Source organism: Vannielia sp. ABF1_015 (assembly GCF_056160745.1).
In genome coordinates, this window is sequence record NZ_JBSWXT010000001.1 from 2,242,588 (window position 1) to 2,265,324 (window position 22,737).

Annotated in this window: 23 protein-coding genes; 11 read left to right on the forward strand and 12 right to left on the reverse strand. The window is 65.9% G+C overall.

Features of this window, described 5'->3' with window-relative positions:
- Window positions 1–147 precede the first annotated feature (147 nt).
- Together ACXAG6_RS11255 and ACXAG6_RS11260 are read left to right on the forward strand one after the other, a co-directional pair.
- On the forward strand, window positions 148–1,086 hold the full coding sequence (locus ACXAG6_RS11255) for a translation initiation factor 3 (protein WP_475337619.1): 939 nt from the start codon (window positions 148–150) through the stop codon (window positions 1,084–1,086).
- Window positions 1,087–1,359: 273 nt separating this feature from the next.
- Entirely contained in the window at window positions 1,360–1,566 is a 207-nt protein-coding gene (locus tag ACXAG6_RS11260) for a cold-shock protein (protein ID WP_475337620.1), read from the forward strand.
- Between the two features lie 122 nt (window positions 1,567–1,688).
- Here the strand turns inward: ACXAG6_RS11260 and ACXAG6_RS11265 are convergent, their stop codons facing one another.
- The gene (locus tag ACXAG6_RS11265) at window positions 1,689–3,539 is read right to left on the reverse strand and encodes an ABC-F family ATP-binding cassette domain-containing protein (protein ID WP_140014635.1); all 1,851 of its coding nucleotides are present in this window, start codon (window positions 3,537–3,539) and stop codon (window positions 1,689–1,691) included.
- A gap of 74 nt (window positions 3,540–3,613) precedes the next feature.
- Window positions 3,614–4,309 (reverse strand): SDR family oxidoreductase, encoded by a 696-nt coding sequence (locus tag ACXAG6_RS11270; RefSeq protein ID WP_475337622.1) that lies wholly within the window; start codon window positions 4,307–4,309, stop codon window positions 3,614–3,616.
- A 123-nt stretch (window positions 4,310–4,432) separates the two neighbouring features.
- Between ACXAG6_RS11270 and ndk the strand changes: the two genes are divergently transcribed.
- The gene (gene ndk / locus ACXAG6_RS11275; RefSeq protein WP_140014633.1) at window positions 4,433–4,855 is read left to right on the forward strand and encodes a nucleoside-diphosphate kinase; all 423 of its coding nucleotides are present in this window, start codon (window positions 4,433–4,435) and stop codon (window positions 4,853–4,855) included.
- A gap of 79 nt (window positions 4,856–4,934) precedes the next feature.
- Here the strand turns inward: ndk and ACXAG6_RS11280 are convergent, their stop codons facing one another.
- The 4 genes from ACXAG6_RS11280 to ACXAG6_RS11295 all read right to left on the reverse strand — a co-directional run bounded on the left by ACXAG6_RS11280 (window position 4,935) and on the right by ACXAG6_RS11295 (window position 6,581).
- Window positions 4,935–5,456 (reverse strand): hypothetical protein, encoded by a 522-nt coding sequence (locus ACXAG6_RS11280; RefSeq protein ID WP_475337623.1) that lies wholly within the window; start codon window positions 5,454–5,456, stop codon window positions 4,935–4,937.
- A gap of 85 nt (window positions 5,457–5,541) precedes the next feature.
- Complete coding sequence (locus ACXAG6_RS11285) at window positions 5,542–5,952, reverse strand: DUF4112 domain-containing protein (protein ID WP_475337624.1); 411 nt, start codon at window positions 5,950–5,952, stop codon at window positions 5,542–5,544.
- Window positions 5,953–6,011: 59 nt separating this feature from the next.
- Window positions 6,012–6,347: a TfoX/Sxy family protein gene (locus ACXAG6_RS11290; RefSeq protein WP_475337625.1), complete on the reverse strand. Its 336-nt coding sequence runs from the start codon at window positions 6,345–6,347 to the stop codon at window positions 6,012–6,014.
- 78 nt (window positions 6,348–6,425) lie between these two features.
- Window positions 6,426–6,581 carry a hypothetical protein gene (locus ACXAG6_RS11295; RefSeq protein WP_168223005.1) on the reverse strand — a complete coding sequence of 52 codons (156 nt, stop codon included), beginning with the start codon at window positions 6,579–6,581 and terminating at the stop codon, window positions 6,426–6,428.
- Between the two features lie 239 nt (window positions 6,582–6,820).
- Here ACXAG6_RS11295 and ACXAG6_RS11300 point away from each other — a divergent pair, with 239 nt between their 5' ends.
- The 4 genes from ACXAG6_RS11300 (at window position 6,821) to ACXAG6_RS11315 (ending at window position 10,508) form a co-directional block, all read left to right on the forward strand.
- Window positions 6,821–8,473 (forward strand): thiamine pyrophosphate-dependent enzyme, encoded by a 1,653-nt coding sequence (locus tag ACXAG6_RS11300; RefSeq protein ID WP_475337627.1) that lies wholly within the window; start codon window positions 6,821–6,823, stop codon window positions 8,471–8,473.
- A 42-nt stretch (window positions 8,474–8,515) separates the two neighbouring features.
- Window positions 8,516–9,235, forward strand: a complete 720-nt coding sequence (locus ACXAG6_RS11305; RefSeq protein ID WP_475337628.1) for a 3-oxoacid CoA-transferase subunit A — start codon at window positions 8,516–8,518, stop codon at window positions 9,233–9,235.
- Window positions 9,235–9,906, forward strand: coding sequence for a 3-oxoacid CoA-transferase subunit B (locus tag ACXAG6_RS11310; protein WP_475337629.1), 672 nt, complete (start codon window positions 9,235–9,237; stop codon window positions 9,904–9,906). Before ACXAG6_RS11305 ends, ACXAG6_RS11310 begins: the two co-directional genes overlap by 1 nt.
- 215 nt (window positions 9,907–10,121) lie before the next feature.
- Window positions 10,122–10,508 carry a Rieske (2Fe-2S) protein gene (locus tag ACXAG6_RS11315; RefSeq protein WP_475337630.1) on the forward strand — a complete coding sequence of 129 codons (387 nt, stop codon included), beginning with the start codon at window positions 10,122–10,124 and terminating at the stop codon, window positions 10,506–10,508.
- A gap of 21 nt (window positions 10,509–10,529) precedes the next feature.
- Here the strand turns inward: ACXAG6_RS11315 and ACXAG6_RS11320 are convergent, their stop codons facing one another.
- Window positions 10,530–11,780: an amidohydrolase/deacetylase family metallohydrolase gene (locus ACXAG6_RS11320; RefSeq protein ID WP_475337631.1), complete on the reverse strand. Its 1,251-nt coding sequence runs from the start codon at window positions 11,778–11,780 to the stop codon at window positions 10,530–10,532.
- A gap of 175 nt (window positions 11,781–11,955) precedes the next feature.
- Between ACXAG6_RS11320 and ACXAG6_RS11325 the strand changes: the two genes are divergently transcribed.
- The 3 genes from ACXAG6_RS11325 to ACXAG6_RS11335 are packed head-to-tail and all read left to right on the forward strand — an operon-like array spanning window position 11,956 to window position 14,578.
- Complete coding sequence (locus ACXAG6_RS11325) at window positions 11,956–13,107, forward strand: amidase (RefSeq protein ID WP_475337632.1); 1,152 nt, start codon at window positions 11,956–11,958, stop codon at window positions 13,105–13,107.
- Window positions 13,107–13,499: an oxalurate catabolism protein HpxZ gene (gene hpxZ, locus ACXAG6_RS11330; RefSeq protein WP_475337634.1), complete on the forward strand. Its 393-nt coding sequence runs from the start codon at window positions 13,107–13,109 to the stop codon at window positions 13,497–13,499. Before ACXAG6_RS11325 ends, hpxZ begins: the two co-directional genes overlap by 1 nt.
- On the forward strand, window positions 13,496–14,578 hold the full coding sequence (locus ACXAG6_RS11335) for an oxamate carbamoyltransferase subunit AllG family protein (protein ID WP_475337635.1): 1,083 nt from the start codon (window positions 13,496–13,498) through the stop codon (window positions 14,576–14,578). Before hpxZ ends, ACXAG6_RS11335 begins: the two co-directional genes overlap by 4 nt.
- 2 nt (window positions 14,579–14,580) lie before the next feature.
- Here the strand turns inward: ACXAG6_RS11335 and ACXAG6_RS11340 are convergent, their stop codons facing one another.
- Genes ACXAG6_RS11340 through atzF form a run of 5 tightly spaced genes read right to left on the reverse strand, consistent with a single transcriptional unit; the run spans window position 14,581 to window position 21,614 of the window.
- On the reverse strand, window positions 14,581–16,254 hold the full coding sequence (locus tag ACXAG6_RS11340; RefSeq protein WP_475337636.1) for a dipeptide ABC transporter ATP-binding protein: 1,674 nt from the start codon (window positions 16,252–16,254) through the stop codon (window positions 14,581–14,583).
- 8 nt (window positions 16,255–16,262) lie between these two features.
- Window positions 16,263–17,132: an ABC transporter permease gene (locus ACXAG6_RS11345; RefSeq protein WP_475337637.1), complete on the reverse strand. Its 870-nt coding sequence runs from the start codon at window positions 17,130–17,132 to the stop codon at window positions 16,263–16,265.
- Between the two features lies 1 nt (window position 17,133).
- Window positions 17,134–18,153, reverse strand: a complete 1,020-nt coding sequence (locus ACXAG6_RS11350; RefSeq protein WP_475337639.1) for an ABC transporter permease — start codon at window positions 18,151–18,153, stop codon at window positions 17,134–17,136.
- Window positions 18,154–18,156: 3 nt separating this feature from the next.
- The gene (locus tag ACXAG6_RS11355) at window positions 18,157–19,776 is read right to left on the reverse strand and encodes an ABC transporter substrate-binding protein (protein WP_475337640.1); all 1,620 of its coding nucleotides are present in this window, start codon (window positions 19,774–19,776) and stop codon (window positions 18,157–18,159) included.
- 20 nt (window positions 19,777–19,796) lie between these two features.
- On the reverse strand, window positions 19,797–21,614 hold the full coding sequence (atzF, locus tag ACXAG6_RS11360) for an allophanate hydrolase (protein ID WP_475337641.1): 1,818 nt from the start codon (window positions 21,612–21,614) through the stop codon (window positions 19,797–19,799).
- A 110-nt stretch (window positions 21,615–21,724) separates the two neighbouring features.
- Between atzF and ACXAG6_RS11365 the strand changes: the two genes are divergently transcribed.
- Window positions 21,725–22,627 carry a LysR family transcriptional regulator gene (locus ACXAG6_RS11365; protein WP_475337642.1) on the forward strand — a complete coding sequence of 301 codons (903 nt, stop codon included), beginning with the start codon at window positions 21,725–21,727 and terminating at the stop codon, window positions 22,625–22,627.
- The last annotated feature ends 110 nt before the right edge of the window (window positions 22,628–22,737 follow it).

A 22,737-nucleotide genomic window follows, 5' to 3' on the forward strand; every position in this document is an offset into this window, starting at 1 on the left:
GGTGGGATAAGACGCCGGGCCGGGCCGATGCGGCGGAGCAGCGCTGGCTTTGCCGCAGTGCCGCAATCGCGCATTCCATTCCCCGATCAGGTGGATTAAGGTGGGGCGGGCCTCTTGCGAGGCGATTGCGGGACAAGGAAAATTGTTATGGACAACAAGATGATCGGCGGCGTTGTTGTAGCCGCGCTGGCCATTGGCGGATACATCTACGCCACGAGCTCCGATGAGGAGGCCGCCCCCGAAACCACCGAAGCGGCTGCGTCTGCCGAGACCGAAGCCGAAGCTGCGGGCGAAGAGATGACCGAGGAGGCTGCCGAGGCCACCGAGGAGAGCACCGAAGAGGCTGCGGAGGCCACGGAAGAGATGGCCGAAGAAACCGAGGAGGCCGCTGAGGCCACCGAGGAGCCGACTGAAGAGGCTGAGGAGGCCGCTGAAGAGGCGGGCAACGCGGTGGAAGAGGCTGTCGAAACCGTTGTGGAAGAGACGGTTGAGGCCGCTGAGGCTGTGACCGAGACTGCCGAAGAAGCTGCCGGTGAGGCGATGGACGCGGCTGAGGGCATGGCTGACGCCGCTGCCGACGCGACTGCTGAGACCGCTGAAGAGATGGTCGAAGACACCGCCACCGCCGTGGAAGCTGCGGGCGACTCCGCCGATGCCGCGATGGAGCAGGCCGCCGATGCGGTTGAGGCTGCCGACGAAGGCGCCACCGAAGCTGCGGGCGAAGCAATGGAAGCGGCCTCCGAGTCGATGGAAGCGGCCTCCGAGGCCATGGACGAAGCTGCGGAAGCGGTTGACGCCACCGAAGAGGCCGCTGCCAGCGCCAGTGCTGAAGGCGCGGAAGCCGCCACCGAGGAAATGGCAGAGACCGCTGGTGAGGCCACCGAAGAGGCTGCTGGCGAGGCGATGGACCTCACCGCGCTCACCGCAGAGGGCTTTGACCTCGAAAAGGTGACCGAGATGATCGAAGGCTCCGATCTTGGCGACTTCCAGAAGACCGCACTGGTCAAGGCCGTGGAAGCGGCCAAGGACAACCCGGAAGCCCTTGCGGGCGCACTGGGCAAGGTGAAAGAGGCGCTCGGCCTCTGAGGCTGATCGACGCTTCGGCGCACACAACAAGGCCCGCGCCGATTGGTGCGGGCCTTTTTCGTTGACTGGGTGCGCGACAAAACGCCTGCTCAACCTGTGGCGATCGAATTTGGCTATATACAGGGGTGTTGCATTCTGTCAGACGGACCGGGCTAAGTTACCCAAGTCGATCCCCCTGCTTTCCCTACCGGACTACAGCGATTTCGATACCGGCCGACCGCGCCACGCTGTTGCACTTCCGCGAACAGGTTGAAAACTAAAGGAGATCTCACGATGGCTAATGGCACCGTGAAATGGTTCAACACCACTAAAGGCTTTGGCTTTATTGCACCCGAATCCGGCGGCAAGGACGTTTTCGTCCACATTTCCGCTGTTGAGCGTGCTGGCCTGACGTCGCTTGCCGACAACCAGAAAGTCACCTTCGACATCGAATCCGGCCGTGACGGCCGCGAATCCGCTTCGAACCTTCAGCTCGCCTGAACGGTCTGACCGGATGAGGGAAAGGGCGCCTTCGGGCGCCCTTTTTCGTTTCGCCTGCTCCGTTGCGGGGCCGGATTTAGAATATTTATCAGGGTGTTGCCGTGAAAACTTCAGGCGGTGCATCAGGCGGGGGTCTGGGCCGTTTCCAGCTTTTCGGAGACTGAAAGCCAGATGGCCTCGGCCCGCTCCAGCGCTTGCATCACCTCGGCGTATTTCGCGTTCCAGGTCGCCAGCTCGTTCTTGCGGGACTCGTCGTAAAGCTCGGTGTCCGCGAGCTTGGAGGCGAGCTTGTCGCGCATGTCTTCGAGCTTTGTGACGCGGGCCTCGGCCTTCTTTAACTCAGATTTCAGCGCCTGAATATCGGCCTGGCTGGTGCGTTTTTGCGCCTTGGGCTTGTCTTTGGCGGGCTTCTCGGGCGCGGCGAGCAGCAGGCGGCGGTAGGCTTCCAGATCCTGCTCGAAGGGTTTGACCGTGCCGCCATCGACCAGCCAGAGTCGGTCTGCCACGTGGGAGAGCAGGTGCATGTCGTGGCTCACCAGAACCACTGCGCCAGTATAGGCGGTCAGCGCCTCCACCAGCGCTTCGCGGCTTTCCATGTCGAGGTGGTTGGTGGGCTCGTCGAGGATGAGGATGTGGGGCGCCTCCAGCGTGGCCACGAGGAGCGATAGACGCGCCTTTTGTCCGCCCGAGAGTTTGCCCACCGGGGTTTCGGCCTGCGCGGCCATCACGCCAAAGCCGGCGAGGCGGGCGCGGTGCTTGCCGGGGAGCTCATCGGGCTTCATACGGCGCAGGTGCTCCAGCGGGGTTTCTTCGGGGCGCAGCTCATCTAGCTGGTGCTGGGCGAAGTAGCCGATGCGCAGCTTGCGGGCCGAGATCATCCGCCCGGAGAGCGCTTCAAGTTTGCCTGCCAAGAGCTTGGAAAGAGTGGACTTTCCCTGCCCATTTCGGCCTAGGAGGGCGATCCGGTCATCCTGGTCGATGCGCAGGGAGAGGCGCTGCAGGACGGGCGTGCCGTCATAGCCCACGGCGGCGCCTTCCATGTTGATGATGGGCGGCGACAGTTCCTCCGGCTCGGGGAAGGAGAAGGCCTTCAGCGCGGCTTCCTGCGGGGTGCTGATCGGCTTCAGGCGGGCCAGCATCTTGATGCGCGACTGGGCCTGCACCGCCTTGGAAGCCTTGGCGCGGAAGCGGTCGACGAAACTTTGCAGATGCGCGCGGCGGGCCTCCTGCTTGCGGTTCTCGGCATCGGCCACGGCGAGGCGCGCCGCGCGGGTTTCGGCGAAGCTGTCGTAGTTGCCTTGGTAGAAGGTCAGCTTGCGGTCTTCGAGGTGGAGGATGCCGCCAACGGCGCGGTTGAGCAGGCCGCGGTCGTGGGAGATGACGATGACGGTGTGCGGGTATTTCGCAAGGTAGGCTTCGAGCCAGAGCGCGCCTTCGAGGTCGAGGTAGTTGGTCGGCTCGTCGAGCAGCAGCAGGTCGGGCTGGGAGAAGAGCACGGCGGCGAGGGCCACACGCATCCGCCAGCCGCCGGAGAAATCGGCGCAGGGGCGCTGCTGGTCGGCGTGGGAAAAGCCGAGGCCGGAGAGGATCGAGGCGGCGCGGGCCTCGGCGGACCATGCGTCGATATCGGCCAGCCGGGTTTGCACCTCGGCAATGCGGTGGGGGTCGGTCGCGGTTTCGGCCTCTTCCATCAGCGCGGCGCGCTCCAGATCGGCGGCGAGCACGGTGGTGATGAGCGAGTCGTCAGTGGCGGGGGCTTCCTGCGCCACGCCGCCGATGCGGGCGCGGCTGGGCAGGGAGATATCGCCGCCCTCAAGCGCCAGCTCGCCCCGGATCAGCCGGAAGAGCGTGGTTTTGCCCGTGCCGTTGCGCCCGACGAGGCCAACCTTGTGGCCTTCGGGGATTGCGGCGGAGGCGTGCTCGAAGAGCGGGCGGCCCTCCATGGCGAAGGATATATCGGAAATGCGCAGCATGGGGGGCGAGGTAGCAGGCTTGGAGGCCGGGGGAAATAGGGGATGCGGTTGGGGTGGTGGGCAGATTGCCCACCCTACGGGGCGATCTCCTGACCATCCCAGGCGAAGAGCTTGCCGGAGTCCTCCGGTGTTGTGGTTTCGACCACGCGCCAGAGGTGGGCGGCGCTTTCGGCGGGGGTGAAGACGCGGGGGGCGTTGGCGCGGTAGGGCGCGGAGAGCGGGGTGGCGACCGTGCCCGGGTGCAGGCCGAGGAGGCGGGCCTCGGGGTGGGTGCGCGCCAGTTCGACAGAGAAGGTGCGGATCACCTGATTCAGGGCGGCCTTTGAGGCGCGGTAGCTGACCCAGCCGCCAAGCGCGTTGTCGGAGATCGAGCCGACGCGAGCGGAGAGGGCGGCGGCGAAGGCGGGGGCCTTGCGGGGCAGGCGGGGGAGGAAGTGCTTGAGGATCGTGGCGGGGAGGATCGTGTTGACGCGGTAGATCTCGGCCATGGCGGCGGAATCGAGCGCTTTGAGGGTTTTCTCGGGGGCATAGCCTGCGGTGTGCAGGGTGCCGGTGGTGATCAGGAGGCCGGAGATTTCGGGGAGGGTCTGGGCGAGTGTTTCGAGGGCGGCCTCGTCGCCGGGGTCGATCTGGTGGGGCGTGCAGCCTTCTGGCGCCGCGCCGCGGGTGACGACATGCACGGGCGGTGCATTGGGGCGGGCGAGGGCGGCGTGGGCCATGGCGGTGCCGATGGCGCCCGCGCCGAAGATCAGCAGGGGGGCGGTGTTCATGCGCCGGAGATAGCGCGCAGTTCGGAGCTTTCAAAAGGAGGCTTTCAAAAGCGGGGCCTCCATGTTACCGCAGCCGCGATTTATCGACCGGGCACGCCCGCCCGGCCAGCAAGGAGACGCCCCATGGCCACCGAACGCACCCTTTCTATCATCAAGCCCGACGCCACCCGCCGGAACCTGACCGGCAAGATCAATGCCAAGTTTGAAGAGGCCGGTCTGCGGATCGTCGCCCAGAAGCGGATCAAGCTCTCGATGGAGCAGGCTGGCAAGTTTTACGAAGTGCACAAGGAGCGCCCGTTTTACGGTGAGCTTTGCGAGTTCATGGCTTCCGAGCCAGTGGTTGTGCAGGTGCTGGAAGGCGAAGGCGCCATCCTGAAGAACCGCGAAGTGATGGGCGCGACCAACCCCGCCGATGCGGCTCCGGGCACCATCCGCGCCGAATTTGCCGAGTCGGTTGGCGAAAACTCCGTGCACGGCTCGGATGCGCCCGAGACTGCGGCGGAAGAGATTGCCTATTTCTTCTCCGGGCTTGAGCTGGTGGGCTAAGCCTTCAAAGGGCATAGGCCGAAACAAAGAGGCCCCGCGCTGAACATAGCGCGGGGCCTTTTTTGTTTGGTTTTTTGTGTCAGGGCAAGAGATTGACCGGCACTGGCATCCAGCCGTTGGTAAAGTCCGGCGGGTGCCCGGACTGGGGCTTGAGGGCCACGTCGAACCCGGCCCCGACAGCGGGCTCAACCTGCACGTCATATCCGCCGTGGGGCGTGTCGACGTAGTAGGTTGGCACAGTCGGGGCGTTCACGAGGCCACGAACGGTAACGGCCTGCGCGGGCCAGTCGTAGCCCGGCTGCGTGTTCCAGCCGCCGAGCGTGTCGCTCATCCGGCCGACGTGGATCACGGCGGTGACGCCTCCGGCGAGATGCGGGCGCACCAGCTCGATCAGACGACCCGCCATTATGAGTGTGTCGGACATGGCCAGATGCAGGCCGGCGAGGTTTCCGGCCCCGTCGCGGAAGGTGATGGTGGTGCAGGAGGAAACGCCGGGATAGACAAGCCGCCCGGCATTCCAGCCACCGCAGGTTTCTCGAATGATTTCATCGCTGCCGCCACCGGCCCGAAACCCATACCTCGGGGAGAATTGAGTGCCCATGATTTGGTCCTGAAAGTTGGAGTGGTGAATAATGAGCTCAACCTATGAGATGGCTTCCGTTGAGTAAACAGGGCGTGTGCATTGGTCAGCCCAAGGGGGGCATGGCGCGGGTTGGGCTAGTGACATCGCGCGCGCGGGCGGCCTGCTTTGCGAGGTTCTTTTCCAGCAGAGCGACGTTGCGGATGTTGGCGTTATAGGCGGCGTCGAAGATATCGCCGACGATCGGGATCGAGCCGATGGACCAGTCGAGCGTTGTGTTGATCGCCATGTAGGCCAGGGCGCCGGGGCTGGCCCCGAGGCGATGGGCCTTGACGATGATGTAGACGCCGGGCGCTGCGGCCAGCGCGTCGCCGACCACGGGGACGAGGCCGAGAAAGGTATCGAGGCCGATATCGACGGAGGTTCCGGGGATGCGAAACAGCGCGTCCATCCGCCGGGCGAGACGGTAGAGCGAGGCGATTTCTGCGTCTATGGCGGGGCCGGTGAGGTGGGTCATACTCTTTATGTGGGGTCACGGGTGCGTGATGTGAAGGGGATTCACATTAATTTTCACGCTCAGCGCGGTCGAACGCCTATTTTGTCGAGAATTTTTTCCAGCTCCGAGAGCCCCGGGTCATGTGCCTCGGCAACGATGGCATCAAAGCGGGCGCGCAGGCGGTCTTTCTCGACGCCTTTGCAATCATTCCACGGGCGGCCCTGTAGGCCCATTTCGATCACATAATAGGCGATGAAGTGGGGGCGTGCGCCGTTTTGCAGGAGGCGGCGATAGGTTTCATCCGCGCCCAGATCGGCCAACTCTTCGGCGGAGTGGATGCCCGCGCGGGCGCAGGAGGCCTCCATGGCGGGGCCGAGATTGCGGATGGAGGAGATAGGAGTGCGTGTTTCGGCCATGGTGGCCGCAGATTAGCGCCTTCGAGGAGCGCGATACAGGGGCGCAGACCGCCCCTGCTGACAGATCGTGTCAGCGGGTCAGATGCTGGCCCAGTCGGTGATGATAAACCGTTCATCGACGTCGGCATCGGGCTTGATATCCCAGATGTCACGCGGGGTTTCGCGCCGGCGGGTATCGACCGCGCTGCGCTCTTCGGTTTTCGTCTCCGGCTTGCCGGATTTCTTCGGTGCCATTGCCTTGTTCCTTTACTCTGTTACCACCCCAACGAGCGTTTCGCCGTGATGGTTCCTGCCTCTCATGTGGGAGTTTTCCTCCTCTGTCTGGATATTGGGTGCCGCAAATGTGACAAAATTGGGGCGCAAATCCTCGATTTGCCGCGATTGTGAGGTGTGTGGCAGGAAGGCCTCGGGGATATTGCGGGGTGCTTGGAAATATGATTAACATGTGAAGTATGTGAGCGGGGGAGGATCAAATGAGCGGCAATGAAGTGGAACAGACCACGGGCGAGGCGCTGGCGGCGGGGCTTGCCGAGGCGGGGACTGAGGTGGTTTTTGGCATTCCTGGCGCGCATATGTATGCCTTCAACGATGCGCTGGCGCGGGAGGCGGGGCGGATCCGGTTTATCCATACGCGCCATGAGCAGGGGGCGGGTTACATGGCTTATGGCTATGCCCGCTCGTCCGGCAAGCCCGGCGTGTTCACGGTGGTGCCGGGGCCGGGGGTGCTGAATGCGGGCGCGGCGATCTCCACCGCCTATGCCGGGGGCACGCCGGTGCTGTGCGTGACCGGCAACATCTTTTCTCACCTGATCGGGCAGGGCCGGGGGCAGCTGCACGAGTTGCCTGACCAGCTGGCCACTCTGGGAAGCATCACCCGTTGGGCGGGCCGGGTGGAGCATGCGAGCGAAACAGGCCGGATGCTGGGCCGCGCCTTTGGCGAGATGGCGCGGGGCCGGGGCGGGCCTGCGGCGATTGAGGCGCCGTGGGATGTGATGGCCGCCAAGGGCACGGTGCGTGGCGCTTTCGAGCGTGAGGAAGTGCTGGCGCCGCCTCTGAGTGAGGGCCAGATTGCGCAGGCGGCCGAGATGATTGCCGAGGCGCAGAACCCGATGATCTTTGTCGGCTTTGGCGCGATGGAGGCCGGAGCAGAGGTGCTTGCCCTTGCCCGCAAGCTGGGCGCGCCGGTGGTGGCGCATCGCAGCGGCAAGGGGGTGATCCCCGAGGATGATCCGCTCGCCGTGAACATGGTGGCGGGGTACGATCTTTACCGTGATTGCGATCTTGCAATCGGCATCGGCTCGCGGCTGGAGCTGCCCTTCATGCGCTGGCAGTGGCGGCCCGAGGGGCTGAAGGTGCTGCGCATCGACATCGACCCGACAGAGGCGGTGCGGCTGAAGCCCGATTGCTTTGTGCTGGGCGATGCTGCTGAGGTCTGCGCGGCGCTGGAGCCGCTTGTGGCGCAGGGGCCGGACCGGGGCGATGCGATTGGCGCGGCGCGTGAGGCGGCTGAGGCGAAAATTGACGAGATCCAGCCGCAGGTGGGCCATTTGAAGGCGATCCGCGCCGCGCTGCCGCGCGATGGGTTCTTCGTGGAAGAGATCAGCCAGGTGGGTTTCACGGCGCGCTTTGCCTACCCCGTCTACGAGCCGCGCACCTATGTGACCTCCGCCTATCAGGAGAACCTCGGCTTTGGCTACAACACTGCGTTGGGGGTGAAGGTGGCCAATCCCGACAAGGCGGTGGTGTGTGTCACCGGGGACGGCGGCTTTTTGTTTGGCGCGCAGGAGATGGCGACGGCGGCGCAGCATGGCATTGGCGTGGTTGTCGTGGTCTTCGACAACGGGGCCTTTGGCAATGTGCTTCGCGATCAGGATACGCAGTTTGAGGGGCGCCGGATTGGGGCGGAGCTGGGCAACCCGGACTTCGTGGCGATGGCCAAGAGCTTTGGCCTACATGCCGAGCGAGCCGATACGCCCGAGGCGCTGGAGGTGGCGGTGAAAGCGGCGATCGAGCGCGATGAGCCGGCGCTGATCTGCGTGAAGCAGGATTGCGGCTCGGATGGCTCGCCATGGCCGCTGCTGATGCCCGCGCCGCATGGGGCGCCGCCCAAGAAGGGGTATTTCTGAGCACGGCTCCGGCGGCTAGGGTGGCCGCGAGGAGGACGGCGGATGGATAAGAGCGTGGCCAGCCTTGAGGCCGCCGTGGCTGACGTAGCCGACGGCGATGTGGTGATGATTGCGGGCTTCGGCGGCTCGGGCATTCCGGTGGAGTTGGTGCATGCGCTGGTGATGCGGTTCCGCAAGACCGGGCAGCCGAGAAATCTGACCGTAGTCAATAATAACGCAGGCACCGGCGCGGTGGGCATTGCCGCGATGCTGGAGGCCGGGATGGTGGCGAAGGTGATCTGCTCCTTCCCGCGTTCCTCGCAGCCGCAGGCCTTTCAGCGCCGCTACGAGGCGGGTGAGGTGGCGCTGGAGCTGGTGCCGCAAGGCACGCTGGCCGAGCGGATCCGGGCCGGTGGCGCGGGGATTCCGGCGTTTTACACCGCAACGGGCGTGGGCACCGAGCTGGCCGAGGGCAAACCCTGCGAAGAGTTCGACGGGCGGATGTATCTGCGCGAGCGCTGGCTGAAGGCCGACGTGGCGCTGGTGAAGGGCGCGCTTGGCGATGCCCACGGCAACCTGACCTATCGGCTGGCGGCCCGAAACTTTGCACCCATCATGGCGATGGCTGCGGCACGCACCATTGCGCAGGTCACGCGGCTGGTGGCGCCAGGCGGGATCGACCCCGAGCAGGTGGTGACGCCGGGGATCTTTGTGGACCGGCTGGTGGAAGTGCCGCAACCCGCGCAGGAAGAGGCGCTGGTGCGCGCCGGGGAGGCGATTTGATGGAGAAGCTCAGCAGCGCGGGCATTGCATGGCGTGCGGCGCAAGACATCGAAGACGGCGCCTATGTGAATCTCGGCATCGGCTTTCCCGAGATGGTGGCGCAGTTTCAGCCCGAGGGGCGGCATGTGACCTACCACAGCGAGAACGGCATCCTCGGGATGGGCCCCGCGCCGGAGGAGGGCGAAGAGGATTGGGACGTGATCAACGCCGGCAAGAAGGCGGTGACGCTGAACCCCGGGGCGAGCCTCTTCCACCACGCCGACAGCTTCGCCATGGTGCGCGGTGGCCATATCGACCTTGCGGTTCTGGGCGCCTACGAGGTGGCCGAGACCGGTGACCTGGCCAACTGGCGGATCGGCAACCGGGGCACACCTGCGGTGGGCGGCGCGATGGACATGGTGAGCGGGGCAAAGCGGGTGGCCGTGGTGACGGAGCATGTGACCAAACACGGCGCGCCCAAACTGGTAGACCGCTGCGCCAACCCGTTGACGGGGGTCGGCTGCGTCTGGCGGGTTTATACCTCGCTGGCCGTGGTGGACGCGTCGGAGGGCCGCTTCGTGCTGCGCGAGAAGTTGGCATCCATGTCGATGGAAGCGCTCCAATCCCTCACCGGAGCAAAGCTGCACGTCGAGGGCACGGTTGAGGCCCTGACGGTGCCCGATGGCCTGTGACCGCGACGGCGGATGCCGGGAGAAAACCGCGGCCTCGGAGTCGTGACGCCCCGGCAACGTAACCAATGGAAAGCGTGAGTATCCAGTGGGGCGACTCCTGCGTCGGAGCGCCAAAAGAGCCGGGCGGGCCGGCTGGGGTTGATCATCGCACTTAAAGTGATCAGGGTGCTGCCTACCTGCGTGCGGCGCACGCGTCACGGCTAGCGGAGCCTTGAATGCCCGACCCCCAATCTGCCTCCTTGCCAGATTACCAGAACGTGGCCCTTTTAAGCGACTTGCCGGAGGGGCGGGTCATGACGGTACGGGTGGCGGGCCACCTGGTCGGGGTGGCGCTGGCAAGAGGTGTGCCGCGGGTGTTTCAGAGCCTCTGCCCCCATGACAAGGCCTCGCTGAAGGACGGGCGGATCGAGGGGTGCGAAGTGCAATGCCCGCGCCATTTTGCCCGGTTTGATCTGGGGAGCGGCAAGGTCTCTGCCGGGTGGCGGGTGGATGACCTGCGGCTCTATCCGGCGCGGGTGCGGGAGGGCTGGGTGCAGGTGGACGCAGACGCCCTCCGACGCGATCCGCCGGAGGGCCAGAAGAAGGTTTGGGATCTGTCCTGAAGAGCCGCGCGGGCTGCCGGATCAGGCGTAGACCGGCGGCGGGATCAGCGGCGAGTCCGAGTCGAAGCGCTCGCCATCCTTGAAGCACATCACCGGGCGCACGAGCTTGTCTGTCACCACCTCGACGCCGGAATTGTCGAACAGCTTGAACTTGCCGTCGATTATTTCGAGCACCGAGATATCGGCCCCGCGCGAGACCTGGAGCGAGCCCAGTTCGTCGGATTTTCCGAGCACGGTGGCGGGGTTCTGGGTGACGGTGCCGACGACCTCGGGGAGGGTCATGCCGAGTGTCATCAGCTCGGTCATCGCCACGGTGAGGTTGAAGGGGGCAGCGCCGAAGAAAGGGTTGGATTCGCGCACGTCCTTGTCGAGCCCTTCGGGCGGGACGGTGACGTTGAAGCCGTGCATGTCGGCCCCGAGGGTGAAGGGCTTGATGCCGGTGTCGAGCACCTTCTTGGCCACTTCGAAGCTGAAATGCGAGCCGTGGCCTACATCAACGCGCACGCCGCGGTCGATCGCTTCGAAGACGATGGGGTGCACCTCGCCTTCTTCCGAGACGAAGCCGCCGGGGTGGCGGGTGAAGGGGTGGGCCAGCATGTCGCCCTCTTCCATGATTGGCACCAGCTCGCGGATCAGCTCGTCAGGGTCGGGCACGGGGCCTTCCTCGAGCGAGGGCCAGAGCTGGCCGAGGTGGATGTAGAGCGGCAGGCCCAGCTCGCGGGATATCTGCTTGCCGACCTTGATCACCTCCATCCCCCAGCGCGACTGGCCGCCGATCTCGGCATGGGCCTTCACGCCGCGCACGATGTCTAGATTTTCCTTGGCCACGCGGATCGTGTGCTCGGGGTTCACACCTTGGGGGCCGTAAAGATCGGGATACATGTGACCTTCAAGGCCGCCGACGAGGTAGGCGGAGATGAAGCAATAGAGCTTGGTCTTGGCGGCCGGGTCGACGAGGTGCTTGAAGCCGCCGAGGGTCATGCAGCTGGGGCCGCCCTGGTCGATGATGGTGGTCACGCCGGAGCGGACGCCGACCATATCGGGGTTGAGGCCGAACTTGCCGGTGACGTGCTGGTAGATGTGGCCGTGGGTGTCGATCATGCCGGCGATGACGATCTTGCCGGAGAGGTCCACCACCTCGGCCCCGTCGGGAGTGATGGTGGGTTCAATCGCGGCGATCTTGCCGCCCTTGATCGCAACATCGAACTGCCCGTCGCGGCCTGTTGCCGGGTCGATCACCCGGCCGCCCTTCAGCACAGTCTCGTAGCCCATGGTCATATGCGTCCCTTTCCTGCGTCGCGTTTCGGTGTCACCGGGTGGCCCGTTGCAGCCCGTTGCGGGCGCGGATTGGCAGGGCGGTGGTGACCTCCCCTTGATTTAATCAGTATCCTGATCAATTCTGCTAATCAAGGCGCTACAGCCATTGAAAGCAGGGGGTTTGCACGAAATGCGGGCGGAAACACAGGTTACTGACGAAATATTCATCACACGGAGCGCCGCAGCCGCGGGCGGCGCGGGGGTGCTCACTGGTCTGCGCTTGGCGGTGAAGGACAATATCGACGCAGCGGGCTGGGTGAACGGCTCGGGCACGCCGGGTTGGGCTGAGGGCCGTGCTGCAGCTGAGGCGGATGCGCCGGTTGTAGCTGCATTGCTTGCGGCGGGGGCGCAGATGGTGGGGCGCACGGTGATGGATGAGCTGGCCTTTAGCCTGATGGGCCGCAACGCCCACTATGGCACGCCGCCCAATGGAGCGGCGCCGGAGCGGTTGCCGGGAGGTTCCTCCTCGGGAAGCGCGGCTGCGGTCTCGTGCGGGGAGGCAGATATTGCGCTTGGCACTGATACCGGTGGCTCGGTGCGGCTTCCGGCGGCGTGGTGCGGGTTGCATGGCTTGCGCACGACGCACGGCGCGGTATCGATGGCGGGCGTTACGCCGCTGGCCCCGAGTTTCGACGTGGTCGGTTGGTTCGCCCGCTCGGCTCCGCACATGGCGGCGGTGGCGCAGGCGTGCGGGTTGGCGCAGCAGGACGGGTTTGCCCGGGTCTGGATGCCGGATTCGCTGTGGGCAGGGGCACCTACTGCGCTGCGAGCGATAGCGGAGCGGATTGCCACGGGGCGGGTGGTGAAAGATGCACCGCTGCCCGACTGCGGAATGGCACGAGGTGAGGTGTTCCGCCGAGTGCAGGCGGTGGAGGCCTGGGCGACGCTGGGCGATTTCGTTACTGCACGCGGTGCGGGGCTGGCACCGGACGTGCGGGCGCGGTTCGAGGCGGGGCGCGACATGGGGCGTGCGGATTACGAGGCGGCTGTGGCGGCGCGGACGCGGTTTATAGAGGCGATGCACGCGGCCTTGGCGGGCAATACGCTCTTGCTGATGCCGACCACGCCCGACCCCGCGCCGATGCGCGATGCCGCGCCCGAGGTGCTGGACGCGACTCGGGGCCGGGCGATTGGGTTTCTCTCGGTCGCGGGGCTGGCGGGCCTGCCACAATATGCGCTGCCGGTGCCAAACCCCGATGGCCCGCCGCTTTCACTCTCGCTCATAGCCGCACCTGGCCGTGACGCTGACCTTATTGCCCTTGCCGAAGAGGTGGAGCCCTAATGACTGACCCTGTGGTGAACGACCCTGAAACGCTGGCCGAGGTGGAGGCCGCCTTTGCCCGCTACGAACGCGCCCTGACGGGCAACCTGATCGAGGAGATGGATGAGTTGTTCTGGCACCACGGGCTGACCGTGCGGCTGGGGGCGGGGGAGAACCTTTATGGGATCGAGGCGATCCGGGCGTTTCGCAGGGCGCGGCCTTCGAAGGGGCTGGAGCGGGCGCTGCGGAATACGGTGATCACCAGCTTCGGCAAGGATTTTGCCACAGCCTGTACTGAGTTTACCCGGGAGGGGAGCAAGAGGATCGGGCGGCAAACGCACAGCTGGGTGCGGTTTGCGGAGGGATGGAAGATCGTGGCGGCGCATGTCTCGTTGATGGAGGGAGAGCAATGAGCCTATGGGACGGGACCAGCCCGGTGCTGACGGGTTGTCTGCCGCTGGGTGAGGCGGTGCCGGGGCTTGGGGCGCGGGTGCTGCTGCATGCGGGGCCTGCCTTTGACGGTCTGGCGGCGATGCCACGCCCGGTGGTGAATGCGGCTGTGGCGGCAGTGCTGGCGGAGGGCTGGGCGGATGCGCCCGAGGAGGCGGAGCGGATGATCCGCTCGGGCGAGGTGGCGCTGCGTCCGGCGCAGGAGGTGGGGGTGGTGACGCCGCTGGCCTGCGTGGCTGCGCCTTCGATGCCAGTGCTGGTGGTCGAGGCCGAGGGCCTCGCTGCGTTTTCGCCGGTAAGCGATGGTTCGCCCGATGGTGCGCTGCGTTTTGGCACGGCCAATGCAGAAGCGCAGGTGGCGCGTATCGGCGAAATGGCGGATATGGCAGAGCCGTTGCGCGCTGCGCTGGGCACGGGGATTCCGCTGCTCGGGCTGATGTCGTGGGCGATCGCGGCGGGGGACGACCTGCATGGCTCGGTCGCCGCGATGAGCGCGGCGCTGGCCGACCGGCTGGCAATGAGCGGCGCGGCAGATGCCTATGCGCGGATGCCGCTATTCGCGCTGAACGCGGTTATGGCGGCGGCGGCGGTGATGCTGAAGGCCGGAGCCGCGCGGGCGCCGGAGCCGATGGTGATGGCGGCCGGGGGCAACGGGGTAGACTTTGGCTGGATGACCTCGGATGCGCCGGGGGTGTGGCAAGTGCGGCCTTCGACTACGCCGGAAGGTCCGAGGATGGATGGCGGGGCGGCCCGCGTGCTGCCCGCGATTGGCGACAGCGCGGTGATCGACGCGCTCGGGCTTGGCGGGCCGGTCCTGCGGCATGCGCCTGCGCTGCGGGAGGCGCTCGCTCCCTTTCATGGCGCTGAGGTCTTTGAAGCCTCGCCCGCCTTTCTGGCGCCGCACCCTGAATTGCCGGAGGATATTCACCTCGGCTGCGCCGTCGCGCGGATGGGTCAGCATCCGGGCGTCATGCTGGCGATGCTTGGCGCGGAGGGTGAGGGGCTTGTGGGACGCGGGCTGGCGGGGTGGCCGGGAGACTAGGCTCAGGACACCCGTAGCTTTTCCGGCTCGAAATGCGGGATCGCGGCCACCAGCTTTTGCGTGTAGGGGTCGCGCGGCGCGTGGAGCACCTGCTCGGCGCTGCCTTCCTCCACGATCTTGCCCCGGTTCATCACGATGGTTCGCTCGCAGAGCAGGCGCACCACGTTGAGGTCGTGGCTGACGAAGATGTAGCTCATGCCCAGTTCGCGGCGCAGCCGGTCGAGCAGTTGCAGCACCACGGCCTGCACCGAGACGTCGAGCGCCGAGGTCGGCTCGTCGAGGATCAGCAGCAGAGGGTCGGTGGCGATGGCGCGGGCGATGTTGACCCGCGCCTTCTGCCCGCCCGAAAGCTGGTGGGGATAGCGCGACAGCAGCTCGCCGGGCAGGCCGACCATCTCGGCCAGCATGGCGGTGCGGCGACTCAGTTCGCCTGCGTCCTTCATGCCCATGATCCGGCGCAGCGGCTGGGCGATCACATCCTCCGCCGACCAGCGCGGATCGAGGCTGTCGTGACTGTCTTGAAACACCATTTGCACCTGTCCGCGCTGGGGCATCCGGGCGAAGCGCTGGGCCGGGTGGTGCAGGATGTCGTGGCCATCAAAGATGACCGAGCCGGCGGTGGCATCTTGCAGGCGGGCGATGATGGAGGAGGTAGTGGACTTGCCGCAGCCGCTCTCGCCCACCAGACCGAGGCTCTCGCCGCGCCGCAGCTCGAAGCTGATGCCGTCGACCGCGCGGAAGGGCGCGGGCTTGCGGCCGAAGAAGCCGGTGCCGCGGCGAGGGAATTCCTTTACGAGGTTCACCACCTCCAGCAGCCGGTCTGGGCCGGGGCGGTTTTGCGGGGTGGGGGTGATCTTGGCGGGGGCTTCGAGCTGCCCGCGGGTCAGATCCTCAAGGCGCGACTCCGGGCCGGGCGAGGCAGCGATAAGCTTTTGGGTGTAGGGGTGTTGCGGCGCGGTGAAGAGCTGGCGCACCGGGGCGCTCTCGACCACGCGGCCCTTTTCCATCACCACGATCCGGTCGCAATATTCGGCGGCCATGCCGAGGTCATGGGTGATCAGCACCACCGACATGCCGCGTGCGCGGGTCAGCTCGCGCATCAGGTCCATCGTGGTCTTCTGGGTGGTCACGTCGAGCCCGGTGGTCGGCTCGTCTGCGATCAGCAGGCGGGGGGAGCAGGCCAGCACGAGGGCGATCATCACCCGCTGACACATGCCGCCCGACAGCTCGAAGGGGTAGGCGTTGTAGCGCTCTTCGGGGTCGTTGATCTGGACCTGCCGGAGCAGGTCGATGGCCTTGGTCTTGGCATCGGTGCGCCCAGCGAGCGCATGGCGTTTGAGCACATCGGAAAGCTGCTGGCCGACGGTCATGATCGGGTTCAGCGCGGCGCGCGGGTTCTGGAAGATCATCGAGATCTCGCGGCCCCGGAGCGGGCGTTGTTGGCCGAGCAGCGGCTTGCCATCGTAGCTGACGCTGCCGCCCGCCACCCGGCCCGCCTGATCGAGCAGGCCGATGGTGGTGTAGGCGGAGACCGACTTTCCCGATCCGCTCTCACCCACCACGCCGACCACCTCGCCCGCGCCGACCTCGAAGCTGACATCGTGGAGCGCCGTGACCTCGCCCTTGCGGGTGCGGAAGGCGATAGAGAGGTTCTCGACCTTGAGAAGCGGATGCATTGGCGGCCTCACGTGCGGCGGGTCGGGTCAACGAGGTCGCGCAGCCCGTCGCCCATGAGGTTGAAGCAGAAGACGGCGAGCATCAGCGCGGTGCCGGGGAAGAGGGCCAGCCACCACTCGCCGGAGATGATGTAGGAGGCGCCTTCGGCGACCATGATGCCCCATTCGGCTGCGGGCGGGCGGACGCCCAGCCCGATGAAGGAGAGGCCCGCCGCGTTGAGGATGGCCCAGCCGAGGTTGAGCGATATCTGCACCATCATCGGCGGCAGCACGTTGGGAAAGAGCTGGGTGGCGAGGATGCGCAGGCTGGAGCTGCCCGAGAGCCGGGCGGCCTGCACGTAGCCCGCGTTGCGGCGCACCGCCACTTCGGCGCGGGCGACGCGGATGTAGAAGGGCAGGTTGATGACGGCGGTGGCGTAGATCACGTTTTCGACCGTGTTGCCCATCGTTGCCACCACGCCCATCGCCAGCACGAAGAGCGGGAAGGCCATGATGGTATCGGACATGCGGCCGATGATGCGGTCGGCCCAGCCGCCGAAGAAGCCCGCGAGGCAGCCGAGCGCGGAGCCGATGACGAAGGAGAGCGCCACGGCGGAAAGGGCGATGCCCAGATCGAGCCGGGTGGCGACGATGACGCGGCTGAACACGTCGCGCCCGAGGTGATCGGTCCCGAAGGGATGCGCCCAAGATGGCGGTTGCAGCGCGTTGACGGCGCGGGTGGCCAGCGGGTCGTAGGGGGCGATCGCTGGGCCGAAGATCGCGAGGAAGATCATCAGCGTGAAGAGCCCGAAGCCGACCGCCGTGAGGGGGTTGCCGGAGAGCGTGTAACGGAGGCGGGCGAGGGGGCCCCCTAGGGCTGAGGCGAGGGTTGCGGCCATGTCAGCTTTCCAGTCCGATGCGCGGGTCGATCAGGGTGAGAACCACGTCGATGAGGAGGTTCACCACCACGAAGAGCAGGGCCATGCAGAGCACGAAACCCTGCACGGCGGCGTAGTCGGAGGCGACCAGCGCACCGATGGCGTAGGAGCCGATGCCGGGCCAGGAGAACACCTTTTCTACCAGCACGTTGGCACCGAGAAGGAAGGAAAACACCATGCCCAGCGTGGTCAGCACCGGCAGGGCGGCGTTGCGGAAGGCATAGACCCAGATCACCCGCGCCCCGCCCAGCCCGTTGGCCCGCGCGGTGCGGACATATTCGCCCGAAAGCGCGGCCAGCATGGCGGCGCGGGTCATCCGGGCGATGGGTGCGAGGGCGAAGAGGCTGAGGGTGATGGCGGGCAGGATCATCTGGCGCAGGCTGGCCCAGAACACCTCCCAATCACCCGCAAGCGCGGCGTCGATGGAGTAGAAGCCGGTCACCTGCGGGGGCGAGAGGTAGAGAAAGTCGAGCCGTCCGAGCGGCGAGGGCGCCCAGCCGAGCAGGTAGTAGAAGATGTAAATCAGGAACAGCCCGGTGAAGAAGGTGGGCAGCGACACGCCTGCGGTGACGAGCACGCGGCAGAGGTGATCGACCCAACTGCCGGGGCGGGTGGCGGCCAGCACGCCGAGCGGGATGGCGATGGCCATCGAGAGCAGCAGGCCCGCGAGGGTCAGCTCCAGAGAGGCGGGCAGGCGGCTCATCAGCTCGGTCAGCACCGGGCGGCCGGTGGAGAGGGAGTTTCCGAGATCTCCATGCAGGAGATCCCGGAGGTAGTAGAGGAACTGGACAGGAAGGGAGTGATCCAGCCCCAGCTCTGCGCGGATCTGGGCGATGGTGTCTTCGTCGGCCATGAGACCGGCGAAGAACACCGCCGGGTCGCCCGGCAAGGCCCGGGTCAGCAGGAAGGTGATCAGGATCACCCCGAAGACCGGGGGGATCGCCTGAACGATCCTGCCGAAGATGCGCGAGAGCTTTTCCACGGTTCAGCCCTTGGCCATGTTGGTAACGGCGAGTTGGCGGTGGAACCACGAGACATAGCCCTCGACCTCGGGCTTCATCGCAGCGTCGAGATAAGGCTGGTAGAGCGGGATGCGCGGAACGTCCTCGAAGGCGATCTCGATCATCCGCTTGATGTTGGGCTCATAGGCGGAATCATCGGTTTCCATCGTCAGGGTCTCATCCACCAACTTGGCAATCTCCGGGTTGGCGTAGTTCGACGAGTTGAAGAGATGGCCCTCGATATAGGCCCAGTAGAAGTAGTAATCCGGGTAGTTGAGCCAGCCGCCGAAATTTTCGAGATGCATCGGCAGGCGCTTCTCGACGAGCGCCGCGGTGCGCCAGTTGGCGCCCGGGATCTTGTCGAGCGTGGCGATGATGCCGATCTTGGCGAGGCTCTCCTGAATGAGCAGCGCGGTCGGCTCCATCCAGTCGGCCAGGCCGAGGTTGTAGGAGAGCGTGGTCTCGAACCCGTCGGCAAACCCGGCCTCCTCCATCAGCGCCTTGGCCTTCTCGAGGTCGGTCGCATAGGGGAACGGTTGGGGCCATTCGGTGGTGGAAGGGCTGGCCTCGGTGCCGCCCCACATCGGTTTGCCACGGCCATAGGCCCCGGCGGCGAGGATATCTTCATATGGCAGAGCGAAGGCGATGGCCTGACGCACCAGCTTGTTGTCGAAGGGGGCCATCGCCACGTTGAGGCCGAGCACGTGCAGGCAGTTGTCGATCGGCGCACCCTCGACCTTGGCAAGACCGCTCTCGGCCATTTCCTTGGCGTCCTTGGAAGGCACATCCATGTAGAAATCGACATCACCGCGCTCGAGCAAGGCCCGGCGGGTGGCCGCGGAGGGCACTTCTCGCACGATCACACGTTTCATCGGTGGCAAAGTGCCGAGCGCCCAGTCTTCGTTGCGCTCGTAGACGAACTGCTGCCCGGCTTCCCAGCGGGCGACCTTGTAGGGGCCGGAGCCGGCGGGGTTTTCGTGTAGATATTCGGTGGCCCAGGGGTCATCTTCGGTGGCGTGTTGCTTTGCCAGTTTGGAGTTGATCACCAGCGGCACTGGAACGGCGAGGTCGGGCAGGGCGAGTTTGGACGGGGCGGGCAGATCGACCCGGAAGGTCATCTCATCGACCACTACGAACTGCTCGGGGGACGACATGGAACCAGCTTTCATCTGGGTCAGCGGGAAGCCTCCGAGGGTCACGGCCCGGTCGAACGACCATTTGACGTCTTCCGCCGTGACCGGGCTGCCATCCCAGAACTTGGCCTTGGGGCTGATCTTGAAGGTGATCGACTTGCCGTCTTCAGCCACTTCCCAGCTTTCGGCGATCTCGGGCTCGATTACGGTGGAGTCATAGGCGATGGTGCCATCGTCCAGCGTCTTTGTGCCGAAGCGCACGAGCCGGTCATAGATGTTGACGGCCACCTGGTAGGAGGGGCGGTTGGTGCCGGTGCGGTGCAGATCGAGACTGTTGATCGTGTCGCCGATCACCACCAGCAGAGTGTCGTCCCCGGCCGCTGCAGAAGCGGGCAGGGCGCGGAGGAAGGGCAGCAAAGCGGCGCCGCCAATGGTGGCCGATCCGGCTCTGAGGAAGTCGCGTCGTTTCATCATGGTCTCCATGTCGGTTATCAGGTGTCCGCTCTTGCGGATTGGGTCTCGAGAAAGGCGCGCCAACCGCCGAACCGGGAAATATCTTCGGCCGAGGCGGTGGCCGCAGACTCGCACAGGAACCCCGTAACTTCGCGGCCATCGGATATCGTCAGTGTGCCGATGGTCATAGGGGCGGGGAGGGTTTTGAGGAAACTGCCCATTTTGGAGGCAGGCATCGCCCAGACTTCAAGCGCGATCCGATGGCCCTGCCCCTTTTCTGTGCAGCGCAGGAGTCCGGGCCGATGCGGCGGGCCGCCGGGGAGGCTGAAGAAGCGGTAGTCGGGGGCGGTCTCGGAGGCGTAGAGAAAGCGCGCGCCTCGACTGGTGAGATCGCCGTTCAGCGGCAGGCCCGACATATGCGCCCCGAGTACTGCCAGCGCGATCTCATCCTCGCCGGGTGCCTCGCTGGCGGACAGGAGGGGCGGCAGAGGCCAGCCCATACAGCCAGGGGCGGGGGCCAGCGCGGCTTGAAGTTCGCGGCCCAGCGTGGCGAGCAGAGCATCTTCGCCTGCGCCCGCAACTAGGGTCACGTTGCCCGGGTGGCCATCGGCGCGGGGCGCGACCGGCACTGCGAGCGCGGACATGTCGAGCAGGTTGACGAAGTTGGTATATGTGCCCAGCCGGGAGTTCGCAGCGACGGGCTCGCGGGAGATGTCCTCCACGGTGCAGAGTGCGGGAATGGAGGGCACGCAGAGCATGTCGAGCCCGGCGATCTGCGCTTCAATCTCGCGCTTGAGGTCGCGGAAGCGATACTGTGCGCGGAAGGTGTCGGTGGCCGAGAACTTCAGCGCCTTGCCTACGATCTCGCGGATCACAGGCAGTACGGCTTCCGGATCATCGCGCATCAAATCTTCGATCACAGTGTGGCGCTCGGCGACCCAGGGGCCATCGTAGAGCATCACCGCGACCTCGTAGAAGGGCGTGAAATCAAGCTCGACGATCCGGTGTCCGGCGGTGGCGAGATGAGCCAGCGTGTCATCGAAGCTCGCCTCCTGCGCGGTATCGCCGAAGAATTCGCGCGTGACCGGGCTTGGCACGCCGATGGCAAGCGGGCGAAGCGCGCCGGGGGCGGGGGTGGCCACAGGGCGCGCATAGCCATCGGCTGCATCGTATCCTGCTGCGGATTGGTAGGCGCGGTAGGCGTCGTCGACATTCAGGGCGAAGATTGAGGGGGTCTCGCAGCTGCGGCAGGCGGGAACCACACCGCTGGCGGATAGCGCGCCCAGCGTGGGCTTGAGGCCGACCACACCGTTCATCGCGGCGGGCACGCGGCCGGAGCCAGCGGTATCGGTGCCGAGCGAGAAGGTGACAAGCCCGCGCCCTACAGCTACGCCCGAGCCGCCCGAAGAACCACCGGGCACGAGCGCCGGGTTGATCGCATTACGTGGCGCGGCACCAGCTGTGCGGGTGCCATTGAGGCCGGTTGCGAACTGGTCGAGGCTGGTCTTGCCTAGGGGGATCGCCCCGGCGGCACGAAGACGCGCGATAAGAAAGGCATCCTTTTCAGGGGTATAGGCGAAGGCGGCGCAGCCCGCGGTGGTGGGCCAGCCGGCCACGTCGATATTATCCTTCACCGCGAAGGGCACGCCGTAGAGCGGGTATTTGACCGGGTCGAAGGGCCCGAGCGCCTCGGCCATCGCCAGCAGTTCGGCGTCGCTGGCGAGATGCAGGAAGATGCCCGGATCGCCCGCCGCATCGACCCGGCGCAGCGCCTCCTGCATCACCTCGGCGGGCGTGGTGCCGCTGGCGTAGGCCGTGTGGAGGGTGGTGATGTAGAAGGGGAGATCTTGCAGCATTAGGCCTGTCCGTTCGGTGAGTCTGATCCGATGGAAACACTCGCAGGCGATGCGCGATACTGCTATTTATGCACCATCGCGCTGCAATTTTTGCACCACACGGAGGGGTCATGCGCTTTCAGACCACGCTGAAATACATCGACGCGGTGGCCCGCACCGGCTCGATCCGGCGGGCGGCGGACACGCTCTCGATCACCTCCTCGGCGCTCAACCGGCGCATTCTGGCCTTCGAGGAGGAGCTGGGCGCGGAGCTGTTTGAGCGGATGTCGACCGGGGTGCGGCTGTCGGCGGCGGGGGAGCTGCTGGTGCAATCGGCGCGGGGGCAGATCGGGGAGATGGAGCGGCTGAAGGCGCAGCTCGCGGACCTGAAGGGGGAGCGGCGCGGGCATGTTTCGATCGCCAGTTCGCAGGCGCTGCTGCCCTATTTCTTTCCAGAGCAGATCGCGGCCTACCGGGCGCAGCATCCGCTTGTGACCTTCAACGTGATGCAGCGGGACAGAGCGGCGGCGGAAGAAGCGCTGGTCGATCACAGCGCCGACCTCGCGCTGGTATTCGAGCCGGCACAGCTTTCGGACTTCGATGTGCTGCTGACGGTTGACCAGCCGGTGCATGCAGTGATGTCGGCCGACCATCCGCTGGCGGGGCAGGAGGTGGTGCGGCTGCGGGAATGCCTTGGCTATCCGCTGATCATGCCAGCACGCAACATTTCTGTGCGCGGTCTGATCGACACCGCCGCCCGACGCAGCTCGGCGCGGATGAAGGTGATGGTGGAATCGGACAACTTCGAGTTCATGCGCAACCTCACTCGATCGGAGGAGATTATCGCCTTCCAGATCCCGGTCGGCCTGCCTTCGGGTGATTGGGACGACGGCACCGTCAGCCGCCCCATCGACCGGCGCGACCTTGCGGTGGGCCGCATCTACCTTGGCCACCTTAAGGGCCGGGTGATGCCGGTGGCGGTGGCGGGGTTTGCACGACAGATCCAGCAAGTGCTTTCAGACCGCTACGAGTAAGCCACCTATAAGTTCTGCCTGATTTTTTACCCGGGAGCTTGCAGATCGAAGAAAGAGTGGTAGGCTGATTATCAGTATACTGGCAATGCGCCCGGCCGTTTGGGCCGGGC

Coding starts and splice junctions, on each gene's coding strand:
- ACXAG6_RS11345 (WP_475337637.1), bottom strand. CDS start 17,132: ATGGCCGCAACCCTCGCCTCAGCCCTAGGGGGCCCCCTCGCCCGCCTC.
- ACXAG6_RS11300 (WP_475337627.1), top strand. CDS start 6,821: ATGAGCGGCAATGAAGTGGAACAGACCACGGGCGAGGCGCTGGCGGCG.
- ACXAG6_RS11270 (WP_475337622.1), bottom strand. CDS start 4,309: ATGAACACCGCCCCCCTGCTGATCTTCGGCGCGGGCGCCATCGGCACC.
- ACXAG6_RS11295 (WP_168223005.1), bottom strand. CDS start 6,581: ATGGCACCGAAGAAATCCGGCAAGCCGGAGACGAAAACCGAAGAGCGC.
- ACXAG6_RS11355 (WP_475337640.1), bottom strand. CDS start 19,776: ATGAAACGACGCGACTTCCTCAGAGCCGGATCGGCCACCATTGGCGGC.
- ACXAG6_RS11320 (WP_475337631.1), bottom strand. CDS start 11,780: ATGGGCTACGAGACTGTGCTGAAGGGCGGCCGGGTGATCGACCCGGCA.
- ACXAG6_RS11255 (WP_475337619.1), top strand. CDS start 148: ATGGACAACAAGATGATCGGCGGCGTTGTTGTAGCCGCGCTGGCCATT.
- ACXAG6_RS11260 (WP_475337620.1), top strand. CDS start 1,360: ATGGCTAATGGCACCGTGAAATGGTTCAACACCACTAAAGGCTTTGGC.
- ACXAG6_RS11325 (WP_475337632.1), top strand. CDS start 11,956: ATGCGGGCGGAAACACAGGTTACTGACGAAATATTCATCACACGGAGC.
- ndk (WP_140014633.1), top strand. CDS start 4,433: ATGGCCACCGAACGCACCCTTTCTATCATCAAGCCCGACGCCACCCGC.
- ACXAG6_RS11335 (WP_475337635.1), top strand. CDS start 13,496: ATGAGCCTATGGGACGGGACCAGCCCGGTGCTGACGGGTTGTCTGCCG.
- atzF (WP_475337641.1), bottom strand. CDS start 21,614: ATGCTGCAAGATCTCCCCTTCTACATCACCACCCTCCACACGGCCTAC.
- ACXAG6_RS11280 (WP_475337623.1), bottom strand. CDS start 5,456: ATGGGCACTCAATTCTCCCCGAGGTATGGGTTTCGGGCCGGTGGCGGC.
- ACXAG6_RS11365 (WP_475337642.1), top strand. CDS start 21,725: ATGCGCTTTCAGACCACGCTGAAATACATCGACGCGGTGGCCCGCACC.
- ACXAG6_RS11265 (WP_140014635.1), bottom strand. CDS start 3,539: ATGCTGCGCATTTCCGATATATCCTTCGCCATGGAGGGCCGCCCGCTC.
- hpxZ (WP_475337634.1), top strand. CDS start 13,107: ATGACTGACCCTGTGGTGAACGACCCTGAAACGCTGGCCGAGGTGGAG.
- ACXAG6_RS11315 (WP_475337630.1), top strand. CDS start 10,122: ATGCCCGACCCCCAATCTGCCTCCTTGCCAGATTACCAGAACGTGGCC.
- ACXAG6_RS11305 (WP_475337628.1), top strand. CDS start 8,516: ATGGATAAGAGCGTGGCCAGCCTTGAGGCCGCCGTGGCTGACGTAGCC.
- ACXAG6_RS11340 (WP_475337636.1), bottom strand. CDS start 16,254: ATGCATCCGCTTCTCAAGGTCGAGAACCTCTCTATCGCCTTCCGCACC.
- ACXAG6_RS11310 (WP_475337629.1), top strand. CDS start 9,235: ATGGAGAAGCTCAGCAGCGCGGGCATTGCATGGCGTGCGGCGCAAGAC.
- ACXAG6_RS11285 (WP_475337624.1), bottom strand. CDS start 5,952: ATGACCCACCTCACCGGCCCCGCCATAGACGCAGAAATCGCCTCGCTC.
- ACXAG6_RS11290 (WP_475337625.1), bottom strand. CDS start 6,347: ATGGCCGAAACACGCACTCCTATCTCCTCCATCCGCAATCTCGGCCCC.